Raw genomic sequence first — 18,005 nt, forward strand, 5'->3', positions numbered from 1 at the left:
CGCGAGGCACAGATGGCAAGCATTTCCCTGAAAAAACTCAACAAGACCTTCGGCGCGCTCAAGGTCGTTCACGACATCGATCTGGATATTGCCGACAAGGAGTTCATCATTCTGGTCGGCCCTTCCGGATGCGGAAAATCCACGACGCTTCGGATGATCGCCGGGCTGGAGGAAATTTCCGGCGGCGAATTGCGCATCGGCGAGGACGTGATGAATGACGTGCCCTCCAAGGATCGCGACATCGCCATGGTGTTCCAGAATTATGCGCTTTATCCGCATATGACGGTCTATAAGAACATGGCCTTCGGCCTCGAACTCAGAAAGGCCCCGCGCGATCTCATCGACACCAAGGTCAAGGATGCGGCGAAAATTCTCGACATCACCCATCTCTTGAACCGCAAGCCGAAGGCGCTGTCCGGCGGCCAGCGCCAGCGTGTGGCCCTCGGCCGGGCCATGGTGCGCAATCCGGAGGTCTTCCTGCTCGATGAGCCGCTTTCCAATCTGGATGCCAAGCTGCGCGGCACGATGCGGTCGGAAATTTCCAAGCTGCACAAGCGGCTGGACGCCACCTTCATTTACGTCACCCATGATCAGGTGGAGGCCATGACCATGGCGGACCGCATCGTGGTGATGAAGGACGGCCATATCCAGCAGGTGGATACGCCGCAAAATCTCTATGACCGGCCGATCAACATGTTCGTCGCGGGCTTCATCGGCGCACCGCAGATGAACATGCTTCCCGTAACGCTGCGCCGTAGTGGCGACCGTTTCACCGCCCTCTTCGACGGCACTCCCCTGCCTCTTCCGGCGGATATCGATGCCGGACGCCTGCTCGCCTACGAGGGAAAGGACATTGTTCTGGGCATCCGCCCGGAAAATTTCCACGAATTCGCGCCGGCGGACATCGATGCCACCAATGTCGCGCCCTTCAGGGCGACGGTGGAACTGGCGGAACCGATGGGATCAGAAGTGCATCTCAATCTCGTCTCCGGCGGTAAAAACCTCGTCGCACGCGTTTCACCGCGTTTCAGGGCGAAGATCGGCGACCCCGTCGAGCTGGTGGCCGATCTGACGAATGCACAGCTTTTCGATCCCGCCACCGAACAATCGATCCTTTATTGAGGCGGCCAGGAGAAACGCGATGCAGTGGCTGGAAGGATTATGGACAAAGGAAGGAGCCGGGATCGACAAGAACGCCCCGCCGCTGACCGGCCTTGCCCTGTTCCTCGATATCCTTAGGCGTGAATGGTGGGAGATGGTGAAGCTCAATCTTCTCTTCATCATCGCCAGCCTGCCGGTGGTGACGATGCCGGCGGCGATGCTGGCCATGGCCCGCGTCTGCGTTTCCTTCGCAAGGGACGAAAATACCTATCTGCTGCGCGATTTCCTCGAGGCGTTCAAAAGGTTCGCGGCACGCGGCACCGCGCTCGCGGCTGTGAGCGGGCTGCTGGTCGCCGCCGGTATCTATGCGACCACCAGCTATGCCGGGGCTGCCCGGCTTCAACTCGTCTACAGCCTGCCGTTTGCGATCAGTCTGGCGGTGACGCTGTTCCTGATCCTCCTCAGCGCCTATGCCACCGTTCTCCTGGCGAGACAGGATCTGTCGCTTTGGGAAACGCTGCGGCAGGCGGCGTTCTTTGCGCTCGCCAAGCCGCTGCCCATGCTGGCGGCACTCGGTTTCGTCGCGGCGCTCTGGATCGCGCATATCCTGTTTTACCCCGTGTCGGTCTTCATGCCGGCAACCATGAATTTTTCGCTCGGCATGTTCGCACTGTGTTTCGCGGCAAGAAACGTCGCTGCGGAAAAGCGTCGGCGGTTGCCGGAACCGGCGGGGAGCGGCCTTTAAGGAAGACCAAGGATCGAACGACATCAGTCAGGGAAGGAGAAATGGGCTATGGAGTTTAAGACAACAAGACGTGCATTTGCTCTCGCAACCGCCGGTCTCGGCATTGCCATGGGCATGGGAGGAACGGCATACGCTGCGGGCGATGCGCCTGTCACCTTGAAATGGGCTCTTTGGGATCTCGACAAGGTCGCCTATTACAAACCGCTGATGGATGCCTATCAGAGTAAACATCCGAACGTGAAGTTCGAAGCGGTCGACCTCGGATCGCAGGACTATACACAGATGATATCCACGCAGCTGACCGGCGGCTCCAAGGATATCGATATCGTCACCATCAAGGACGTGCCCGGCTACGCCAATCTGGTGCGTGCCGGCAATATCACCGACCTTAGCGGCTTCATCAAGGACCAGAAGATCGAAACGGCTCCTTATGGCGGCCTTATCGAGGAACTGACCGTCGACGGCAAAATCTACGCACTGCCGTTCCGCTCGGATTTCTGGGTGGTCTATTACAACAAGGATATTTTCGACAAGGCGGGCGTGCCCTACCCCACCAATGACATGAGCTGGGCGCAATTCGATGAAATCGCCGGCAAGCTGAAGGGCGGCATGGGCGCCAACCGCATCTACGGCGCGCTGTTGCACACCTGGCGCTCGACGGTGCAGCTGCCCGGCATTCAGGATGGCAAGCACACGCTGGTGGATGGGAATTACGAATTCCTGAAACCCTGGTACGAGCGCGCGCTTGCCCTGCAGAAGAGCGGTGCAATACCGTCCTATGCCTCGCTGAAGACATCCAACACCCATTATTCGGCTCTGTTCTTCAACGGAACGATCGGCATGCTGCCGATGGGCACATGGTTCGTGGGCACCCAGATCGCCAAGGTGAAATCGGGCGAGTCGAAAAGCGTCAATTGGGGCATCGTGAAATTCCCGCATCCTGACGGCGTTGCCGCGGGTGCGACGGCCGCGCAGATTTCCGGACTGTCGGTCAACGCCAATTCCGGCCACAAGGACGCGGCGCTGGATTTCATCCATTTCGTGACCGGAGCCGAGGGCGCCGCCATCATCGCCTCTACCGGCACCTTCCCGGCGCTCAGAACCGATGACGTGGCCGAGAAGATCGCCGCGCTGCCGGGCTTCCCGCAGGATCAGGCCAGCAAGGACGCCCTGCAGGCGGGCAAGGCCTATCTGGAAATGGCGGTCAACCCGAATGCGGCCAAGATCGAAGTGGTCCTGAACCGGGTGCATGACGCATTGATGACCGACAATATCGCCATTGATGACGGCATCAAGGACATGAATGACGGCGTCAAGGCCATCAAATAATTGCCATGGGCCGCGGGCGATGAGCCCGCGGCCCTTTGATCTGATCATGACCGGAAATTGATAATCGTGCCTGACGACAGCACCGCGGCCAACCCGCTCTTTCACAACCCGCTTCGCAGGCGGGACGATCTCGCAAAGGCGGTGATCGACCTTTTCAACCCGCTGCTTGCCTGTTTTTCAGCCGGCGGCGCACGCGTCCGGCTTGGGGCAACGGGGGCAATCTTCGATTTTCCCGCGGCGGAACTGGAGGGTTTTGCCCGGCCCTTATGGGGCATCGTCCCGCTTGCCGCCGGGGGGTATGACTTTCCGCACTGGGATCTCTACCGGCGCGGGCTGGCCAACGGCACCAATCCTGCCCACCCGGAATATTGGGGTGATACCGCCGACCGGCACCAGCGGCTGGTCGAGCTGGCGGCCATAGGATTTGCACTTGCCATGGTTCCCGAACACATATGGGAGCCGCTTGCCGACGCCGACAGGCGGATTATCGCCGCTTATCTCCTGGCCGCGCGCGACCGGGAATTTGTCGACAATAACTGGAAATTCTTCCGCGTCCTGATCGATCTCGGGCTGGAGCGGGTGGGTGTGGAATTCGACCGCGCCAAGACCCAGACCTATCTCGACGAGCTTGAGGCTTTCGATATCGGCAACGGCTGGTATCGCGACGGGCCGGTGCGACGCGTCGATCATTATATCCCCTTCGCCATGCATTTTTACGGCCTGATCTACACGGTACTGGCGAAAGGCGACGGCGCACGCAAAGCGCGGTTCATCGAACGCTCGCGCATTTTCGCCCGCGACATGCGTCACTGGTTCGGGCCGGACGGGGCCTCGCTCGCCTTCGGGCGCAGCCAGACCTATCGTTTTGCGGCGGGCGGCTTCTGGGGCGCTCTTGCCTTTTCCGGTCTGGAGGCGCTGCCGTGGCCGGAGGTCAAGGGTTATTATATGCGCCATATCCGCTGGTGGTCGAAGCGGCCCATCGCCGATCGCGACGGCGTTCTGTCCGTCGGATATGGCTATCCGAACCTGCTGATGAGCGAGAGCTACAATTCTCCCTGCTCCCCCTATTGGGCACTCAAATTTTTCCTGCCGCTGGCGCTGCCGGCCGACCATCCTTTCTGGATGGCGCCGGAGGCGGAGCCGCAGCAATTTCCCGAGCCGATACCATTGCCGGAACCCGGCATGGTGGCCTTTCATACGCCGGGCAATGTCGTCGTCTTATCCTCCGGGCAGCAGCATGACAGGATGCGCGGCGCGCAGGAGAAATATTCGAAATTCGTCTATTCCACCCGTTATGCCTTCAATGTCGAGGCGGATGACCGGCACTTCGCCGCGGCAAGTTTCGACGGCATGCTGGGTCTCTCCGACGATGGCGTGCATTTCCGCACTCGCGAGACGATGGAAGAGGCATTGATCGTCAAAGACTGCCTCTATTCCCGTTGGCGACCATGGCCGGATGTGGAGATCGAGACCTGGCTCGTGCCGCAAAATCCCTGGCATATCAGGCTGCACCGCATCCGGACCCCGCGGCCTCTGCAAACGTCCGAAGGTGGTTTCGCCATAGAACGCGCCGACTTCAACCGCGACCGAACCCGGGCGGAAGAAGGCCGCGCCGTGTGTTACGGGCAAAGCGACACAAGCATTATTGTCGATCTTTCGGCCGGAATTCGTCGGGAGGGATTGTGCCATCAGGCCATCGCCAACACCAACCTCATCCACGCCAGAACCCTCATTCCGCAATTGCGCGGCACCGTTCCGTCCGGCGAAACGTTGCTGATGGCGGCCTCCATGGCGCTACCTGCCGGCAAGGTCGCGGAAACGGCATTGGCAACCGCGCCGGACGCTCCCGATCTCGCCGGGCTCGAAGAGGCGTTCAGGCGTGAAGGACGACGTGTTCCAGCCTTTGCGCTCGATGAAAACCACACGGGCCGACCATGACGACGGACGAACCCTCGACTGTTTCCCAGAGGCATGACCGACTGAACGTCCTGACCTGGGAGCGGAACCAGGAGGATATAAACAGTCTCGATCATCAGGCACGCTTGCGCGGCCTTGAACGCTCTGCCAACGCCGTTTTCGGGCAAGGCGTTTACATTGCCGCCAGGGCAGAGGTGCATACGGACAGGCTGCTGATGGGCGCACAGTCCTGGATTGCCGGCTACGCAATCGTGCGCGGCGATATCGGGCTTGGCGAAAATGTTTCGATCAATCCCTATGCCTGTCTTTCCGGCAAGGTGACCATCGGCAACGGGGTGCGCATCGCTTCCCACGTCAGCATCGTCGGCTTCAACCACGGTTTTGACGACACCGAAACCCCCATCTATCGCCAGCCGCTGACTTCGCTTGGCATAGAGATCGGCGACGATGTCTGGATCGGCGCCAATGCGGTGGTTCTGGATGGCGTGAAGATTGGACGCGGGGCGATTATCGCGGCCGGCGCGGTGGTGGCGAAGGATATTCCCGCCATGGCCATTGCCGGCGGCATTCCGGCCCGGGTCCTGCGATATCGCGGAGAGAAAACGGCTGCGTCAAGCCTCCCGGAAATAGAACCCGTGCTGCGGAAGCTCGGCGGGGAAATCGCCGGCGACTGGCTGGCAGCCATTCGTGCCTATGAGACAGAAGGCGCCTATCATTCAGCCGATGCATCCGGGCAAGTCGTTGGAAGCGCCAGACATCTGTGCGACGCTATCGAAATCGCCGCAGCCTTCGGGCAGGAAAGAACTGCCTTCGACGCCGAAAGGACCGTGACCGGCCTGCAGGCTATGCAGGATGCGCAAACGGGACTGTTTTTCGCCGCCGAAAAGCCTGCTGCGGATGCGCCGCCGGAGCACGATCCCGGCATCCTCTACAATATTCTCGCTATCGGATATGCGCTCGAATGTTTTGGCGCCGCCCCGAAACACGCCATCACCTTTGTCGAGCACATGCGCGCCGGGGAACTGACCCGTCTGCTGGAAGAACTGCCGTGGCAAAGCCGTGCGTGGCATTGCGGCGCCACCATCGACGCCCTCGCCACTGCGCTTTATTTCAACAGGCGCTATTTCACATCGGGTGACAATCTTGCCGTTCTCTTCGGCTGGCTCACGATGAATGCCAAAGGCACCACCGGGCTTTGGGGTGAACCGACGGCCGCACAGGGCCTGCTGCAACCGGTCAATGGCTTTTACCGTCTCACGCGCGGCTCCTACGCCCAGTTTGGTCTGCCCTTGCCCTATCCAGAGGCGGCAATCGACTCCATCATCGCCAATTATCACGCCTATCGCGGCTTTCATGGCGCGGAATTTAACGCCTGCAACCTGCTCGATACGATCCATCCTTTGCTTCTGTGCCTGAAACAGACGGATCACCGGCGAAACGAAGCAAAGGAGATCGCCCGCGAAATTCTGCGCCGCAACGAGGGGCGATGGCAAAAGGGCAGGGGATTTGCCTTCGCCGAGGGGCATCCGGCCGGGCTGCAGGGCACGGAAATGTGGATGTCGGTCCTCTGGCTTGCCGCGAAACTTCTCGGAGCGGAACAGTTCCTGCCGTTCCGACCCCGCGGTGTTCACCGCTTCGAGCCTGCGGAAATCGTCGGCGATACGATTGCCCGGCCCAAATCCCCGGTATAGGTTTCCGACATTCTTTTGGAGCCTTCAAACCGGACCGGTCGAGCGACAGATGCAACTCAAAGACTGCTATAATTTTCACGATTTTCGCCGCATGGCCAAGCAGCGTCTTCCCGGGCCGATCTTCAACTACATAGACGGCGCTGCCGACGACGAAGTGACGTATCGGCGAAATACGGCCGCCTTTGAAAATTGCGATCTCGTTCCGGATGTGCTGCGCGGCGTATCCGACGTAGATATGTCGGTGACCGTCATGGGCCAAAAGCTCTCCATGCCGGTCTATTGCTCCCCGACGGCGCTTCAACGCCTCTTCCACCATCAGGGAGAGCGGGCGGTGGCGGCAGCGGCGGGAAAATTCGGCACGATGTTCGGCGTCTCCTCGCTCGGCACCACGAGCCTTGAGGAAGCGCGCAGGATCAGCGGCGGTCCGCAGGTCTATCAGTTTTATTTTCACAAGGATCGTGGCCTCAATCGCGATATGATGGCGCGCGCCAAAAGCGCCGGCGTCGAGACGATGATGCTGACGGTGGACAGCATTACGGGCGGAAACCGCGAGCGCGACAAGCGCACCGGCTTTGCCATTCCCTTCAAGCTCAATCTCTCCGGCATCGCGCAATTTGCCATCAAACCGGCCTGGGGCATCAACTATCTGACGCATGAGCGCTTCAGCCTGCCACAACTCGACGGCCACATCAAAATGGATGGCGGTGCGCTGTCCATCAGCCGCTATTTCACCGAAATGCTCGATCCCTCGATGAATTGGGACGATGTGGCTGAGATGGTGCGCGAATGGGGCGGGCCGTTCTGCCTCAAGGGCGTCATGTCGGTGGATGACGCCCGCCGCGCCGTGGAGATCGGCTGCAGCGGCATCGTGCTCTCCAATCATGGCGGTCGCCAGCTGGATGGCTCCCGCAGTGCTTTCGACCAGCTGTCCGAAATCGTCGACGCGGTCGGCGACCGGATTGACGTGATGATGGATGGCGGCGTGCAGCGCGGCACCCATGTTCTGAAAGCCCTGTCCCTCGGAGCAAAGGCCGTGGGGCTCGGTCGTTATTACCTTTTCCCGCTCGCTGCCGCCGGCCAACCCGGGGTCGAAAGGGCGCTGGAACTGATGCGCATCGAAATCGAACGCGGCATGAAGCTGATGGGCTGCACGACTGTCGAGCAACTGACGCGACGAAACCTGCGGTTCCGTGACTAGCGCCGTATCCCGGATATCAGCGCGGGATCACAGCTTTCCGCTGGAAGCACAGGCCATTTCCACCGCATTTCGCCAATGTTCGTGAAGCGCCAGGCCGATGTTCCAGATAAGCGCCAGAGATATCAGCACGCAGATGCCGCCTGATACCAGGGAGCGTTGGCGCTTGACGCCGGACAGGAACAGCCAGCCGATAATGGCATAAGCGAGAAGCGCCGGAACGGCAGCGATCAGCACCGATATTGGCCCGTCGCAATCGACAGCCTCGATACCGATGGCGCGATATTCATTAGGTGTTCCCACAATACCGAGGACGGCGACGGGCAACATTGCGGCCATGACGGCATAACGGAAGAAGCGAGGCGTATCGGGCATATCGGCTCCATAGCCGGGTAATTAAATGTCAAAACCTCTCCGAAGACTTCTGTGGAAACGGCTTTGAGGACGGTCTTTCTTAATGGCGGTCGTTCAACCAAGCCATCTCGGCGTTGCTGAAGCGGAGCTTGCCCGATTTCGCGGAGAAATCCAGCACTTTAAGGAAATCCAAACTTGGCAGGACACGTCGACTGTGATTATGGTTGCACAATGCAACCATAATGGATTTGATATGTCCGAACAATTCATGCCCATCCATCACATCCGCTCCACCTCACGTCGGCTTGTCCGCGAACTCGGTTTTATGGGCGGGGATTTTGCCGGCACCGATCTGCCGCCTTCCGCCGTTCATGCCCTGATCGAGGTCGAGACATGTCCGGGCGTAACGGCACGCGATCTGGCGAAGCTTCTGCGCCTTGAAAAATCAAGTGTCAGCCGCATGCTGCGCAAATTGGTTCTCTCAGGAGATATTCTGGAGGAGACGGACCCGGAGGATAACCGTATCAAACGGCTTCATCTCGCCGAACGGGGACGAGAGCGGGTCAGAGCCATTCATGCCTTTGCCAACCGGCAGGTCTCGGACGCCCTTTCGCGGCTTGCCCCGGCGGATGGCCACACCATTCTGGACGGGCTTCGTCTTTACGCCGACGCGCTGGGAGACCGGGTGGATGCGACAATGCCTGCCATTCCAATCATCGAAGGTTACCGGCCCGGCATCATCGCCCGTATCACGCAGATGCATGCGCTTTATTACGCCCGGACATCCGGCTTCGGCCAGCGTTTCGAATCCGTTGTGGCCGAAGGCCTCGCCACCTTTTGCAACCGGCTTGAAAACCCGAAAAACGCCATTTGGGTCGCGATGCGCGGACAGGAAATCATCGGCTCCGTCGCCATCGACGGCGAGGACCTGGGATCAGACATCGCGCATCTGCGCTGGTTCATCGTCGATGACGGTGTGCGCGGTAGCGGTGTGGGCCGCAGGCTGCTTGCGACCGCTCTGGCCTTCGCCGATGAAAATGCCTTTGCCGAAACCCATCTATGGACATTCAACGGCCTCACGGCCGCCCGGCACCTTTATGAGACCCATGGTTTTGCCTGCGTCGAACAGCGTCCCGGCAGTCAATGGGGAAGCGAGGTTCTGGAACAGCGCTTCGTGCGGCCGCTGAACGCCTGATGTCACCGGAACCGCGCAGCCAAACCGATGGCTGCGCCTAGACGCTGCTCAGCAGAAGACTGGTTTCGCTGTTCGAGACACCGTCTATCATACGCACCTCGCGCAGCACCCGATCAAAATCCGAGAGGCTGCCGGCACGGATATTGGCCACCAGATCCCAGTTGCCGTTGGTGGTGTGGAGCGAGGAAATCTCGGCAATGCCACGCAGCTTGCGAATGACCTGCGTTGTCGATTTGCCCATGACCTCGATCATCATCACCGCATGCACGGCACGGTCATCATAATCCTCCCGCATCCGCACGGTAAAACCTAGCAGCGTGCCGGTTTCCGTCAGCCGGTCCAGCCGGTTCTGCACCGTGCCGCGCGCGACACCCAGCGCATCGGAAAGCTTGGCAAGCGACGCCCGGCCATCGACCCTGAGATGAGCGATGATCTGCCGGTCGAGTTCATCCGGTATGTATTTTGCGATGCTCATGAAAACTGACGAAATTGATAGTTGGACTGAACATATTGTTCAAAATGACGTCAGAAACAACAAGCTTCTGCGATTTCGGTTGAGCAGACGCAGACGGTATCTTCGCTCTTGCAAGTGAGGAGTCGACCCATGCCCCTGTCCCCGTCACCAAAAGCCCTTATCCCTTTCGTCAGCGTCGAGAACATGATGCGGCTGGTGCATCATATCGGTATAGAGCAGATGCTCGTTGAACTCACCGACACCATCGAGGCGGATTTTCGCCGGTGGCCATGTTTCGACAAGACACCGCGTGTCGCCTCGCATTCGCGCGAAGGCGTCATTGAGCTGATGCCGACCTCCGACGGAGAGATCTACGGCTTCAAATATGTGAACGGCCATCCGAAAAACATGGCGGAAGGGCTTCAGACGGTCACCGCCTTCGGTCTGCTCGCGGCCGTCTCCACCGGTTACCCCGTGCTCTTGACGGAAATGACCCTGTTGACGGCGCTGCGCACCGCCGCCACCTCGGCAATGGCCGCCCGGTATCTCGCTCCGAAGGGCGTCAAAGTCATGGCGATGATCGGCAACGGAGCGCAGGCGGAATTTCAGGCACTGGCGATGAAAGCGGTGCTCGGCATCGAAGAGGTGCACCTTTACGATATCGATCCCCGCGCGACGGAAAAGACAGCCACCAATCTGAAGGAAAGTGGGCTGACGGTGGTCCCGTGCAAATCGGCCCAGGCCGCAATTGAAGGGGCCGGTATCATCACCACCTGCACCGCCGACAAACAATATGCCACCATTCTGACCGACAATATGGTCGGCGCCGGCGTGCACATCAACGCCATAGGCGGTGACTGCCCCGGCAAGACGGAGCTGCATCGGGATATTCTGCTGCGCGCCGACACCTTCGTCGAATATCCGCCGCAGACACGTATCGAGGGTGAAATCCAGCAGATGGACGCGGATTATCCGGTGACGGAGCTGTGGAAAGTCATCACCGGCGAAGCCGAAGGCCGGCGGGACACACGCCAGATCACCCTGTTTGACAGCGTCGGTTTCGCCATAGAGGATTTTTCCGCCCTGCGTTACGTGCGCGGCAAACTCGAAGGCTCGAGCTTCTGTCAGGACATCGACATCATTGCCGATCCGGATGACCCGCGTGATCTCTTCGGCATGCTGCAACGCGCCCGGGCCTGAGGAGGACAAGGATGAAAAGAACCTATTCCGTTCAGGCTCCGGCCGCCGTCGTCATGGTGCGGCCGCACCATTTCACCATCAATACCGAAACCGCCGCCGACAACCGCTTTCAGGCGACGCCCGACAGCGGCGAGGACCTCAGCGCCATCGCCCATGCGGAAATTACCCGTGCGGCGCAGACGCTGGAGAGCCATGGCGTGACGGTGCATCTCTTTGAAGACGAAGGCACGAAAACACCCGATTCCGTCTTTCCCAACAACTGGTTTTCCACCCATGCCGGCGGCCATGTCGCCATCTACCCGATGAAGGCCGAAAGCCGCAGGCGGGAACGTCGTCAGGATGTCATCGAGATGTTGAAGAGCCGCTATCGCGTTCAGGACATCATCGATTATTCCGGCCTCGAACCGGACGGGCTTTTTCTGGAAGGCACCGGCGCCATGGTGCTCGATCATATCGACCGCGTCGCTTATGCCGTGCGCTCCGATCGCACTGATCCGATCGCGCTCGAGCGCTTCTCGACCCATTTCAATTTCGAGCCGATGGTATTCGACGCCCGCGACGAGGCGGGTGTGCCGATCTACCACACCAATGTCCTGATGTGCATCGGCACGGATTACGCCATGATCGGCCTCGACATGCTTGCAAACGAACGCCGGCGCACGGAAGTCGTCGCCCGGCTTGAGCGCTCGGGACGGCGGATCATCGCGCTCACCAATGCCCAGATCCGCCGCTTCGCCGGCAACGCGCTGGAACTGCAGGGACGGGACGGCCGCATCCTTGCCCTTTCGACCACTGCCTATGCCTCGCTGACGGCACAGCAGAAAGACACGATCCGCGAAAGCGCCGTTCCAGTCATACTCGACATACCGACCGTCGAAAAAGCTGGAGGTTCGGTGCGCTGCACGCTTGCCGGCATTCATCTGGCCCCGCGGTGAGATGTGATCCAAACGGGCGCAGGACCAGCTACGCCTTTATTCCCCGCCGCCCGATCAAAACGCGAGTTGAACCTTCATAGACCTGCTTCTGTCGCCTGCGGCTTCAAATGCCGTGACCGCCTCCTCCAAAGGGAAAGTACCGGTGAGCAGGGGTTTAAGGTCAACGCGACGCTGGTTGATGAAATCGACGGCCAGGCCGAATTCCTCATGGAACCGAAAGGTGCCCTTCATCTCGATTTCCTTCGCCACCACCATGTTCTGCGGAATGGAAACATCGCCGCCGAGACCGAGCTGAACCACGGTGGAGCGCGGTTTCAGCGCTTCGAGACCTGACCGGACTGCCCTTTCGTTTCCGGAGGCTTCGAATTGCACATCGAAATAGCCCTTGTTCGCCGAATAGGCTGATAACGCATCCGGGTCGCTGGCGACATTGATGACACGATCGGCGCCGATAGCGAGCGCCTTTCGCAGAACCGCATCCATGACATCGGTCGCGACGATTTCCCGGGCGCCATGGGCGCGGGCGGCGATGATGGCAAGCGCACCGATCGGCCCGCAGCCGGTGACCAGAACCCGCTTGTCGGTCAAGGCGCCGGCGCGGTTGACGCCATGCAGCGTGACCGCAAAAGGTTCGGCCATGGCCGCTTCATGGATGGAGACACCATCCCGCACCTTGTGGCACTGGTAGGCCTCGGCAACGAGGCGCTGGCGGAATGCGCCCTGAATATGCGGCATGGGCATGGCGGAGCCATAAAAACGCATGTTCAGGCACTGGTTCTGCTGGCCTTTCAGGCAGAATTCGCAATGCTTGCAGGGCCGGCTCGGCGATACGGCAACGCGGTCGCCGACGGCGAGACCGGCGACACCCTCCCCCAACGCCTTGATGGTGCCGGCTACCTCATGGCCGAGGATCATCGGCTCACGCACACGCACGGTGCCGAAGCCGCCATGATTGTAATAATGCAGGTCGGAGCCGCAGATGCCACCCGCCTCGATGGCGACCTCGACCTGCCCGGGACCGGGCTGTTCGGCCGGCCGTTCCTCGATCCGCAAATCCTTGGCCGCGTGGATGACAACTGCTTTCATATTCGCTCCTCCGATTGGGGCCTGGCCTGACGGCTGTTGCCGCCAGGCCGTTGCCCCGGATTTCTCAGATATCGACCACGAGGCCCTTGGCTTTCAGAACCGGCTCGAGTTTGCTGACCTCGATCACCGACTTGCCCTGCTTGTAGGCTTCGATGTAACCCGCCTCGGCATCTTCGCGGGCCTGCGAAAGCCTGGCTGCTTCCTGCGCTTCATCACGTCTGACGACGACGAGACCGTCGGCATCACCGACAATGATATCGCCCGGATTGATGATCTCGCCGCCGACGATCACCTGATCGTTGACCGCGGCAATGGTCTCCTTGACCGTGCCCTTGATGCAGACGCTGAGCGAAAAGACCGGAAAGCCGAGGTCTCGCAGCTGCAGCGTGTCGCGCACGCCGGTATCGGTCACCAGACCGCCGATGCCCTTTGCGAGGCAGGCATTGGCGAGCACGTCGCCGAAGGAACCCGCTTCTTCATATTCGCCGGCGGAAACGACGATGATGTCGCCCGGCTTGGCATAGTTGATGGCAAGCTGCAGCATGATGTTGTCGCGCGGCGCGCATTTGACCGTGAAGGCCGGGCCGCAGAGCTTCATGCGATAATCGACCGGCTTCAGCCGGGATGACAATGCGCCGCGGCGTCCCTGCGCCTCATGGATCGTGGCAGGAGAGAATTTGGCAAGGGCGTCGACATCCGCCTGGGTGGGGCGCTGTGCGATATCTTTAATGTGGATCATGAAAACCTCCCACGTTGAAACCGTCGGCGAGAACGTCTCGCCGACCGATGATGGTGTTGAATGGATGAAATGATGGCCGAGGCTGAGCCGAAGCTCAGGGGATCGGATCGAACTTCAGTTCGGACAGAGGCACGACCTTGTCGGTGCGCGTCATCTTGTATTCGGTGTTCGGGCCAAGCCACTTGTCCCAGATGCGATTGATCTCGCCATCCGTATCGAGCTTGCGGAGAATCTCGTTGATCTTCGCGGTCAGTGCCGGATTGTCCTTGGCCATGCCGATGCCGATAGGCTGGAAGAGCATCGGCTCTTCGATCATCCGCATCGGCTTGCCCTTGGTCTTGGATTCGTTAACGAACTTGGTCATCGTCATGGTGTTGCCGACGATGCCGCGCGCCTTGCCCTGCTGCACGGCGAGATAGGCGGACGCCGTGTCCTGGAAGGTCAGCGGCTCGGACTTGTTGAGCTTGACGGAGAGTTCCGACGTCGAGCCCTTGCTGGACGCGATGCGCTGGCCGACGAAATCGGACTTCTTGGTGCCGGGGTCGTCGACCGGAACGATCAGCATTTCCTTCGCCAGGTAATAGGGATCGCTGAACTGGATCTGTTCGGCGCGGCTCTGGGTATAGGCAAGGTTGGCAACCGAGAGATCGACGCGGCCGAGCTTGACTTCGGGAACGCGGGCTTCGACCGACACCGGCTTGATCTCGGCCTTGACGCCGAGTTCCTTGGCGATGGCGCCGCACAGATCAACGTCAAAGCCGGCCATTTCGCGCGTCTTCGGGTCCGGCGAGGCAAATGGCGGTACGTCTGCGAATGTCGCGCAACGCAGCGTCTTGTTCGCCATGATCGTGTCGAGCTGGTCGGCCTTGGCCGGCAGGACTGCAGCCGCGGTGGCGATTGCGGCGGTAAGAGTAATGCACTTCCAGTTCATTTCAGTTCTCCCTGTTATTATAGAGGTTTGGTCCTAGTGCCTGAGATCGGCGAGAAACCGCTGGGCACGCGGATGTTGCGGATTTTTGAAAAACTCGTCGGGTTTTGCCGTTTCGAGAATGCGCCCGGCATCGATGAACCAGATGCGGTCGGCCACTTCACGGGCAAAGCCCATTTCATGGGTGACGCAGAGCATGGTCATGCCTTCAGCGGCGAGGCTCTTCATGACCGCGAGCACCTCGCCGACCATTTCCGGATCAAGCGCTGAGGTCGGCTCGTCGAACAGCATGACGGGCGGCTCCATGGCGAGCGCCCGCGCGATGGCGACGCGCTGCTGCTGGCCGCCGGAAAGCTGGGCGGGATAGGAACCGGCCTTGTCGGCAAGGCCGACGCGATCAAGAAGCTTCAGCGCCTTGTCATGGGCGACGGCCGGAGCGACGCCCTTCACCCGGATCGGCGACATGGAGACATTCTCGACCACCGAAAGATGCGGAAAGAGGTTGAAGCTCTGGAAGACGAAACCCACCCGGCTGCGCAGCGCATTTAGCTCCTTTGCGCGCATCTGGGCATGGATGTTCCTGCCATCCAGCATGATTGCACCGCTGCTGATCTCCTCAAGGCGGTTGATCGTGCGGATGAGAGTGGACTTGCCGGAGCCCGACGGCCCGCAGATGACAACGACTTCGCCACGGGTGACGTTTTCATTGACATCCTTGAGCACCTGATAATCGCCATAGCTTTTGCAGACCTGCGAAAGCGTGATGGTGTAGTCCTGAGTGGCGGAAACTGGCGCGGTCATAGCTGCTCCGTAACGATATTGGCGGGGGCCGGCGCCGTGTCAGCGGCAAGCTTGCCACGCGGGCCGGCCCGCCGGCGGGCGATGCGCCGCTCGACAAGATTGGCGACATGGGTGAGCGACCAGCAGATGACGTAATAAACCAGCGCCAGAATGAGGAAGACCTGGAAGGGCTGGGTCAAAAGCTGGTTGTTCACCTGGTTTGCCGCGAAGGTCAGGTCCGGCACATTGATGACATAACCGAGCGTCGTATCCTTGATGGTGGACACGAAGGTCGAAATGAGGCTCGGGATCATGTTGTAGAGCGCCTGCGGCAGGATGATGTAACGCATCGCGCCGAAATAACCGTGGCCGAGCGCGCGTGCCGCATCCATCTGCCCCGTGCCCAGCGATACGATGCCGGCGCGGACGACTTCGCTCATGAAAGCGCCCTGATAGATGACGAGCGTGGTCAGCATCGTCACGAAACTCGGCACATCGGCGCCGGTCCAGAGCGGAACGAGAAAATAGCTCCAGAGGATGAGCATCAGAAGCGGCACGCCGCGGGTGAAATACACCACGGCGGTGACTGGCCAACGCAAGACCCGCCATTTCGACAGCCGCGCCAGCGCCATCAGGATGCTGACGGGAAAGGCGAGCGCGATGCTGAGCGCCGACAGGATGAGCGTGTTGGCAAGGCCGCCGAGCGGGCCGTTGGGATATTGGCCGATCAGGAGCAGCAGCCAATAATCCTGTATGATTGCGATCATGTCGTGGATCATGCCCGCGCCCTCCGCAGAGGATCGGCGCGCATGGAAATATAGGCTCCGAGACCCATGATCAGCAGCGAGAAGAACAGGTAAAGCACGGTGGCGACCAGATAGACCTCGAACGTCCGGAAGCTCAGATTCTCGACTTCCTTGACCGCATGGGTCAGTTCCGGTGCGCCGATCAGAACACCGAGACTGCTGTTCTTGAACAACGAGGTGCTGTGGTTGATCAGCGGTGGCAGCGCGTTGCGGACGCCCTGCGGCATGATGACGAAACGCATGGCCGAGACATAACTATGCCCGAGCGCACGTGCGGCCTCCATCTGGCCGGGATTGATGGAGCGAACGCCGGAACGCAGATCCTCGCTGAAATAGGCGGCCTGACAGAGGCCGAGGCCGATAATGGCGAAGATCGCCTCGGCATTGTGGCTGGAAAGCCAGCTGGCCAGCCCGCCCGGCAACAGCGTGAACACGCCGAAATACCAGAGCATCAGCTGTACGAGGGTCGGCACGTTGCGGTGATAGGAGACATAGGCCGCCACCAGCGGATCACCGAAGCGGAAAGGCGACAGGCGGATGGCAAGCAGCACAATGGCGAGCGACATGGCCAGAAGCCACGAACCGGCATAGATGATGAACGTCATCTGGATGCCATGCAAAAGCATCGAGACGTAGTCCGCATTGTTCAGAATTGCCCAGAGGTCAAAACCGCTCACGCGACTTTTCCTCCGGCTCCACCCGCCATCGCCTTATTTTCAGCCGGCCGATTTTCAACCGTCTGGGGCTTGGCCGTCTGCAGCCCGCCCATGACCTGAAGCGTCGGGGTAATTTCCATGTGGCCAATATTCATGGCCACGGGTGCGGCAATGGCAAAGGCGATCGCATCGGCGATATCGGATGCCTGCGGCAGCTCGAAACCGTCAATGAAACGTTCGCGAATGCTCGGATCGTCGCCGTGAACATGGTTGAAAATGTCGGTTGCGACGCGGCCGGGGCAGATTTCCGTCACCCGCACACGTTTGCCGAAGGCATCGATGCGCAGCTGGTTGGACAGCATCGCCACGCCGGCCTTGCTGGCATGATAGGTGGAGTTGCCGCCGAAATTGTAGTTGCCGGCGATGGAGGAAATGTTGATGACATGGCCGCGATCGCGCGACACCATGCCCGGCACCACCATGCGGCACAGATGCAGCACGGCACGCAGGTTGACGTCGATCAGCAGATCGATATCGCTCTCATCGGCTTCCAGAAATTTCTTCGGGCGGTCGACGCCGGCATTGTTCACGAGGACATCGAATGCAACCTCGCTGGTCAGTTTCGCGAGCGCCGGCCGGTCCGTCACATCGATGGCATGGGCGAAGCAGCCCGTGCGTTTCGCCAGCTGGTTCAGGGCATCCGCGCTTCTGGCAACCGCATGCACTTCCAGCCCCTCACGGCAAAGGCGCTCGACAACGGCGGCGCCAATTCCGGAAGATGCGCCGGTTACGAGTGCGGTCTTGTAGTCTGAGAATGGCATGTTTGTCCCCTATCGTTGAGCAAACATTAGTGAAGCTTTCATCGCTTGCCTAAGACCGATTTTTTTTGGAGTA

Annotated in this window: 18 protein-coding genes; 9 read left to right on the plus strand and 9 right to left on the minus strand. The window is 60.1% G+C overall.

Going from position 1 to position 18,005, the window contains the following annotated elements:
* Positions 1-12 precede the first annotated feature (12 nt).
* The 6 genes from ACI2KA_RS18645 (at position 13) to ACI2KA_RS18670 (ending at position 7,981) form a co-directional block, all read left to right on the plus strand.
* Positions 13-1,122 (plus strand): ABC transporter ATP-binding protein, encoded by a 1,110-nt coding sequence (locus tag ACI2KA_RS18645; RefSeq protein WP_404503939.1) that lies wholly within the window; start codon positions 13-15, stop codon positions 1,120-1,122.
* Positions 1,123-1,141: 19 nt separating this feature from the next.
* Positions 1,142-1,846: a DUF624 domain-containing protein gene (locus ACI2KA_RS18650; protein WP_404503940.1), complete on the plus strand. Its 705-nt coding sequence runs from the start codon at positions 1,142-1,144 to the stop codon at positions 1,844-1,846.
* 48 nt (positions 1,847-1,894) lie between these two features.
* The gene (locus ACI2KA_RS18655) at positions 1,895-3,175 is read left to right on the plus strand and encodes an ABC transporter substrate-binding protein (RefSeq protein ID WP_404503941.1); all 1,281 of its coding nucleotides are present in this window, start codon (positions 1,895-1,897) and stop codon (positions 3,173-3,175) included.
* A gap of 66 nt (positions 3,176-3,241) precedes the next feature.
* The gene (locus ACI2KA_RS18660) at positions 3,242-5,113 is read left to right on the plus strand and encodes a DUF2264 domain-containing protein (protein ID WP_404503943.1); all 1,872 of its coding nucleotides are present in this window, start codon (positions 3,242-3,244) and stop codon (positions 5,111-5,113) included.
* Positions 5,110-6,783, plus strand: a complete 1,674-nt coding sequence (locus tag ACI2KA_RS18665; RefSeq protein WP_404503944.1) for an acyltransferase — start codon at positions 5,110-5,112, stop codon at positions 6,781-6,783. Before ACI2KA_RS18660 ends, ACI2KA_RS18665 begins: the two co-directional genes overlap by 4 nt.
* Positions 6,784-6,832: 49 nt before the next feature.
* The gene (locus tag ACI2KA_RS18670) at positions 6,833-7,981 is read left to right on the plus strand and encodes an alpha-hydroxy acid oxidase (RefSeq protein ID WP_404503945.1); all 1,149 of its coding nucleotides are present in this window, start codon (positions 6,833-6,835) and stop codon (positions 7,979-7,981) included.
* A gap of 27 nt (positions 7,982-8,008) precedes the next feature.
* On the opposite strand, the gene ACI2KA_RS18675 is transcribed toward ACI2KA_RS18670, so the two are convergent.
* Entirely contained in the window at positions 8,009-8,353 is a 345-nt protein-coding gene (locus tag ACI2KA_RS18675; protein ID WP_404503946.1) for a hypothetical protein, read from the minus strand.
* A gap of 232 nt (positions 8,354-8,585) precedes the next feature.
* Between ACI2KA_RS18675 and ACI2KA_RS18680 the strand changes: the two genes are divergently transcribed.
* Complete coding sequence (locus tag ACI2KA_RS18680; protein WP_404503947.1) at positions 8,586-9,527, plus strand: GNAT family N-acetyltransferase; 942 nt, start codon at positions 8,586-8,588, stop codon at positions 9,525-9,527.
* A gap of 37 nt (positions 9,528-9,564) precedes the next feature.
* On the opposite strand, the gene ACI2KA_RS18685 is transcribed toward ACI2KA_RS18680, so the two are convergent.
* Positions 9,565-10,002, minus strand: coding sequence for an Lrp/AsnC family transcriptional regulator (locus ACI2KA_RS18685; protein ID WP_404503948.1), 438 nt, complete (start codon positions 10,000-10,002; stop codon positions 9,565-9,567).
* A 129-nt stretch (positions 10,003-10,131) separates the two neighbouring features.
* Between ACI2KA_RS18685 and ACI2KA_RS18690 the strand changes: the two genes are divergently transcribed.
* Both ACI2KA_RS18690 and ctlX read left to right on the plus strand, forming a co-directional pair.
* On the plus strand, positions 10,132-11,181 hold the full coding sequence (locus ACI2KA_RS18690; RefSeq protein WP_404503949.1) for an ornithine cyclodeaminase: 1,050 nt from the start codon (positions 10,132-10,134) through the stop codon (positions 11,179-11,181).
* Positions 11,182-11,192: 11 nt separating this feature from the next.
* Positions 11,193-12,116, plus strand: a complete 924-nt coding sequence (gene ctlX, locus ACI2KA_RS18695; RefSeq protein ID WP_404503950.1) for a citrulline utilization hydrolase CtlX — start codon at positions 11,193-11,195, stop codon at positions 12,114-12,116.
* A 54-nt stretch (positions 12,117-12,170) separates the two neighbouring features.
* Here ctlX and ACI2KA_RS18700 read toward each other — a convergent pair whose 3' ends face one another.
* The 7 genes from ACI2KA_RS18700 to ACI2KA_RS18730 form a co-directional block, all read right to left on the minus strand.
* On the minus strand, positions 12,171-13,202 hold the full coding sequence (locus tag ACI2KA_RS18700; RefSeq protein WP_404503951.1) for an L-idonate 5-dehydrogenase: 1,032 nt from the start codon (positions 13,200-13,202) through the stop codon (positions 12,171-12,173).
* A gap of 64 nt (positions 13,203-13,266) precedes the next feature.
* Positions 13,267-13,941, minus strand: a complete 675-nt coding sequence (locus ACI2KA_RS18705; RefSeq protein WP_404503952.1) for a 4-carboxy-4-hydroxy-2-oxoadipate aldolase/oxaloacetate decarboxylase — start codon at positions 13,939-13,941, stop codon at positions 13,267-13,269.
* 94 nt (positions 13,942-14,035) lie between these two features.
* Positions 14,036-14,872 carry an ABC transporter substrate-binding protein gene (locus ACI2KA_RS18710; RefSeq protein ID WP_404503953.1) on the minus strand — a complete coding sequence of 279 codons (837 nt, stop codon included), beginning with the start codon at positions 14,870-14,872 and terminating at the stop codon, positions 14,036-14,038.
* A 33-nt stretch (positions 14,873-14,905) separates the two neighbouring features.
* The gene (locus tag ACI2KA_RS18715; RefSeq protein ID WP_404503954.1) at positions 14,906-15,670 is read right to left on the minus strand and encodes an amino acid ABC transporter ATP-binding protein; all 765 of its coding nucleotides are present in this window, start codon (positions 15,668-15,670) and stop codon (positions 14,906-14,908) included.
* On the minus strand, positions 15,667-16,428 hold the full coding sequence (locus ACI2KA_RS18720) for an amino acid ABC transporter permease (protein ID WP_404503955.1): 762 nt from the start codon (positions 16,426-16,428) through the stop codon (positions 15,667-15,669). The genes ACI2KA_RS18715 and ACI2KA_RS18720 overlap by 4 nt, the downstream gene beginning before the upstream one ends.
* On the minus strand, positions 16,425-17,132 hold the full coding sequence (locus ACI2KA_RS18725; protein ID WP_404503956.1) for an amino acid ABC transporter permease: 708 nt from the start codon (positions 17,130-17,132) through the stop codon (positions 16,425-16,427). The genes ACI2KA_RS18720 and ACI2KA_RS18725 overlap by 4 nt, the downstream gene beginning before the upstream one ends.
* Positions 17,129-17,932, minus strand: a complete 804-nt coding sequence (locus ACI2KA_RS18730) for an SDR family oxidoreductase (protein ID WP_404503957.1) — start codon at positions 17,930-17,932, stop codon at positions 17,129-17,131. The genes ACI2KA_RS18725 and ACI2KA_RS18730 overlap by 4 nt, the downstream gene beginning before the upstream one ends.
* Between the last annotated feature and the right edge of the window lie 73 nt (positions 17,933-18,005).

The organism is Agrobacterium sp. NPDC089420, from assembly GCF_044900305.1.
In the GTDB taxonomy this organism is placed as follows: domain Bacteria; phylum Pseudomonadota; class Alphaproteobacteria; order Rhizobiales; family Rhizobiaceae; genus Agrobacterium.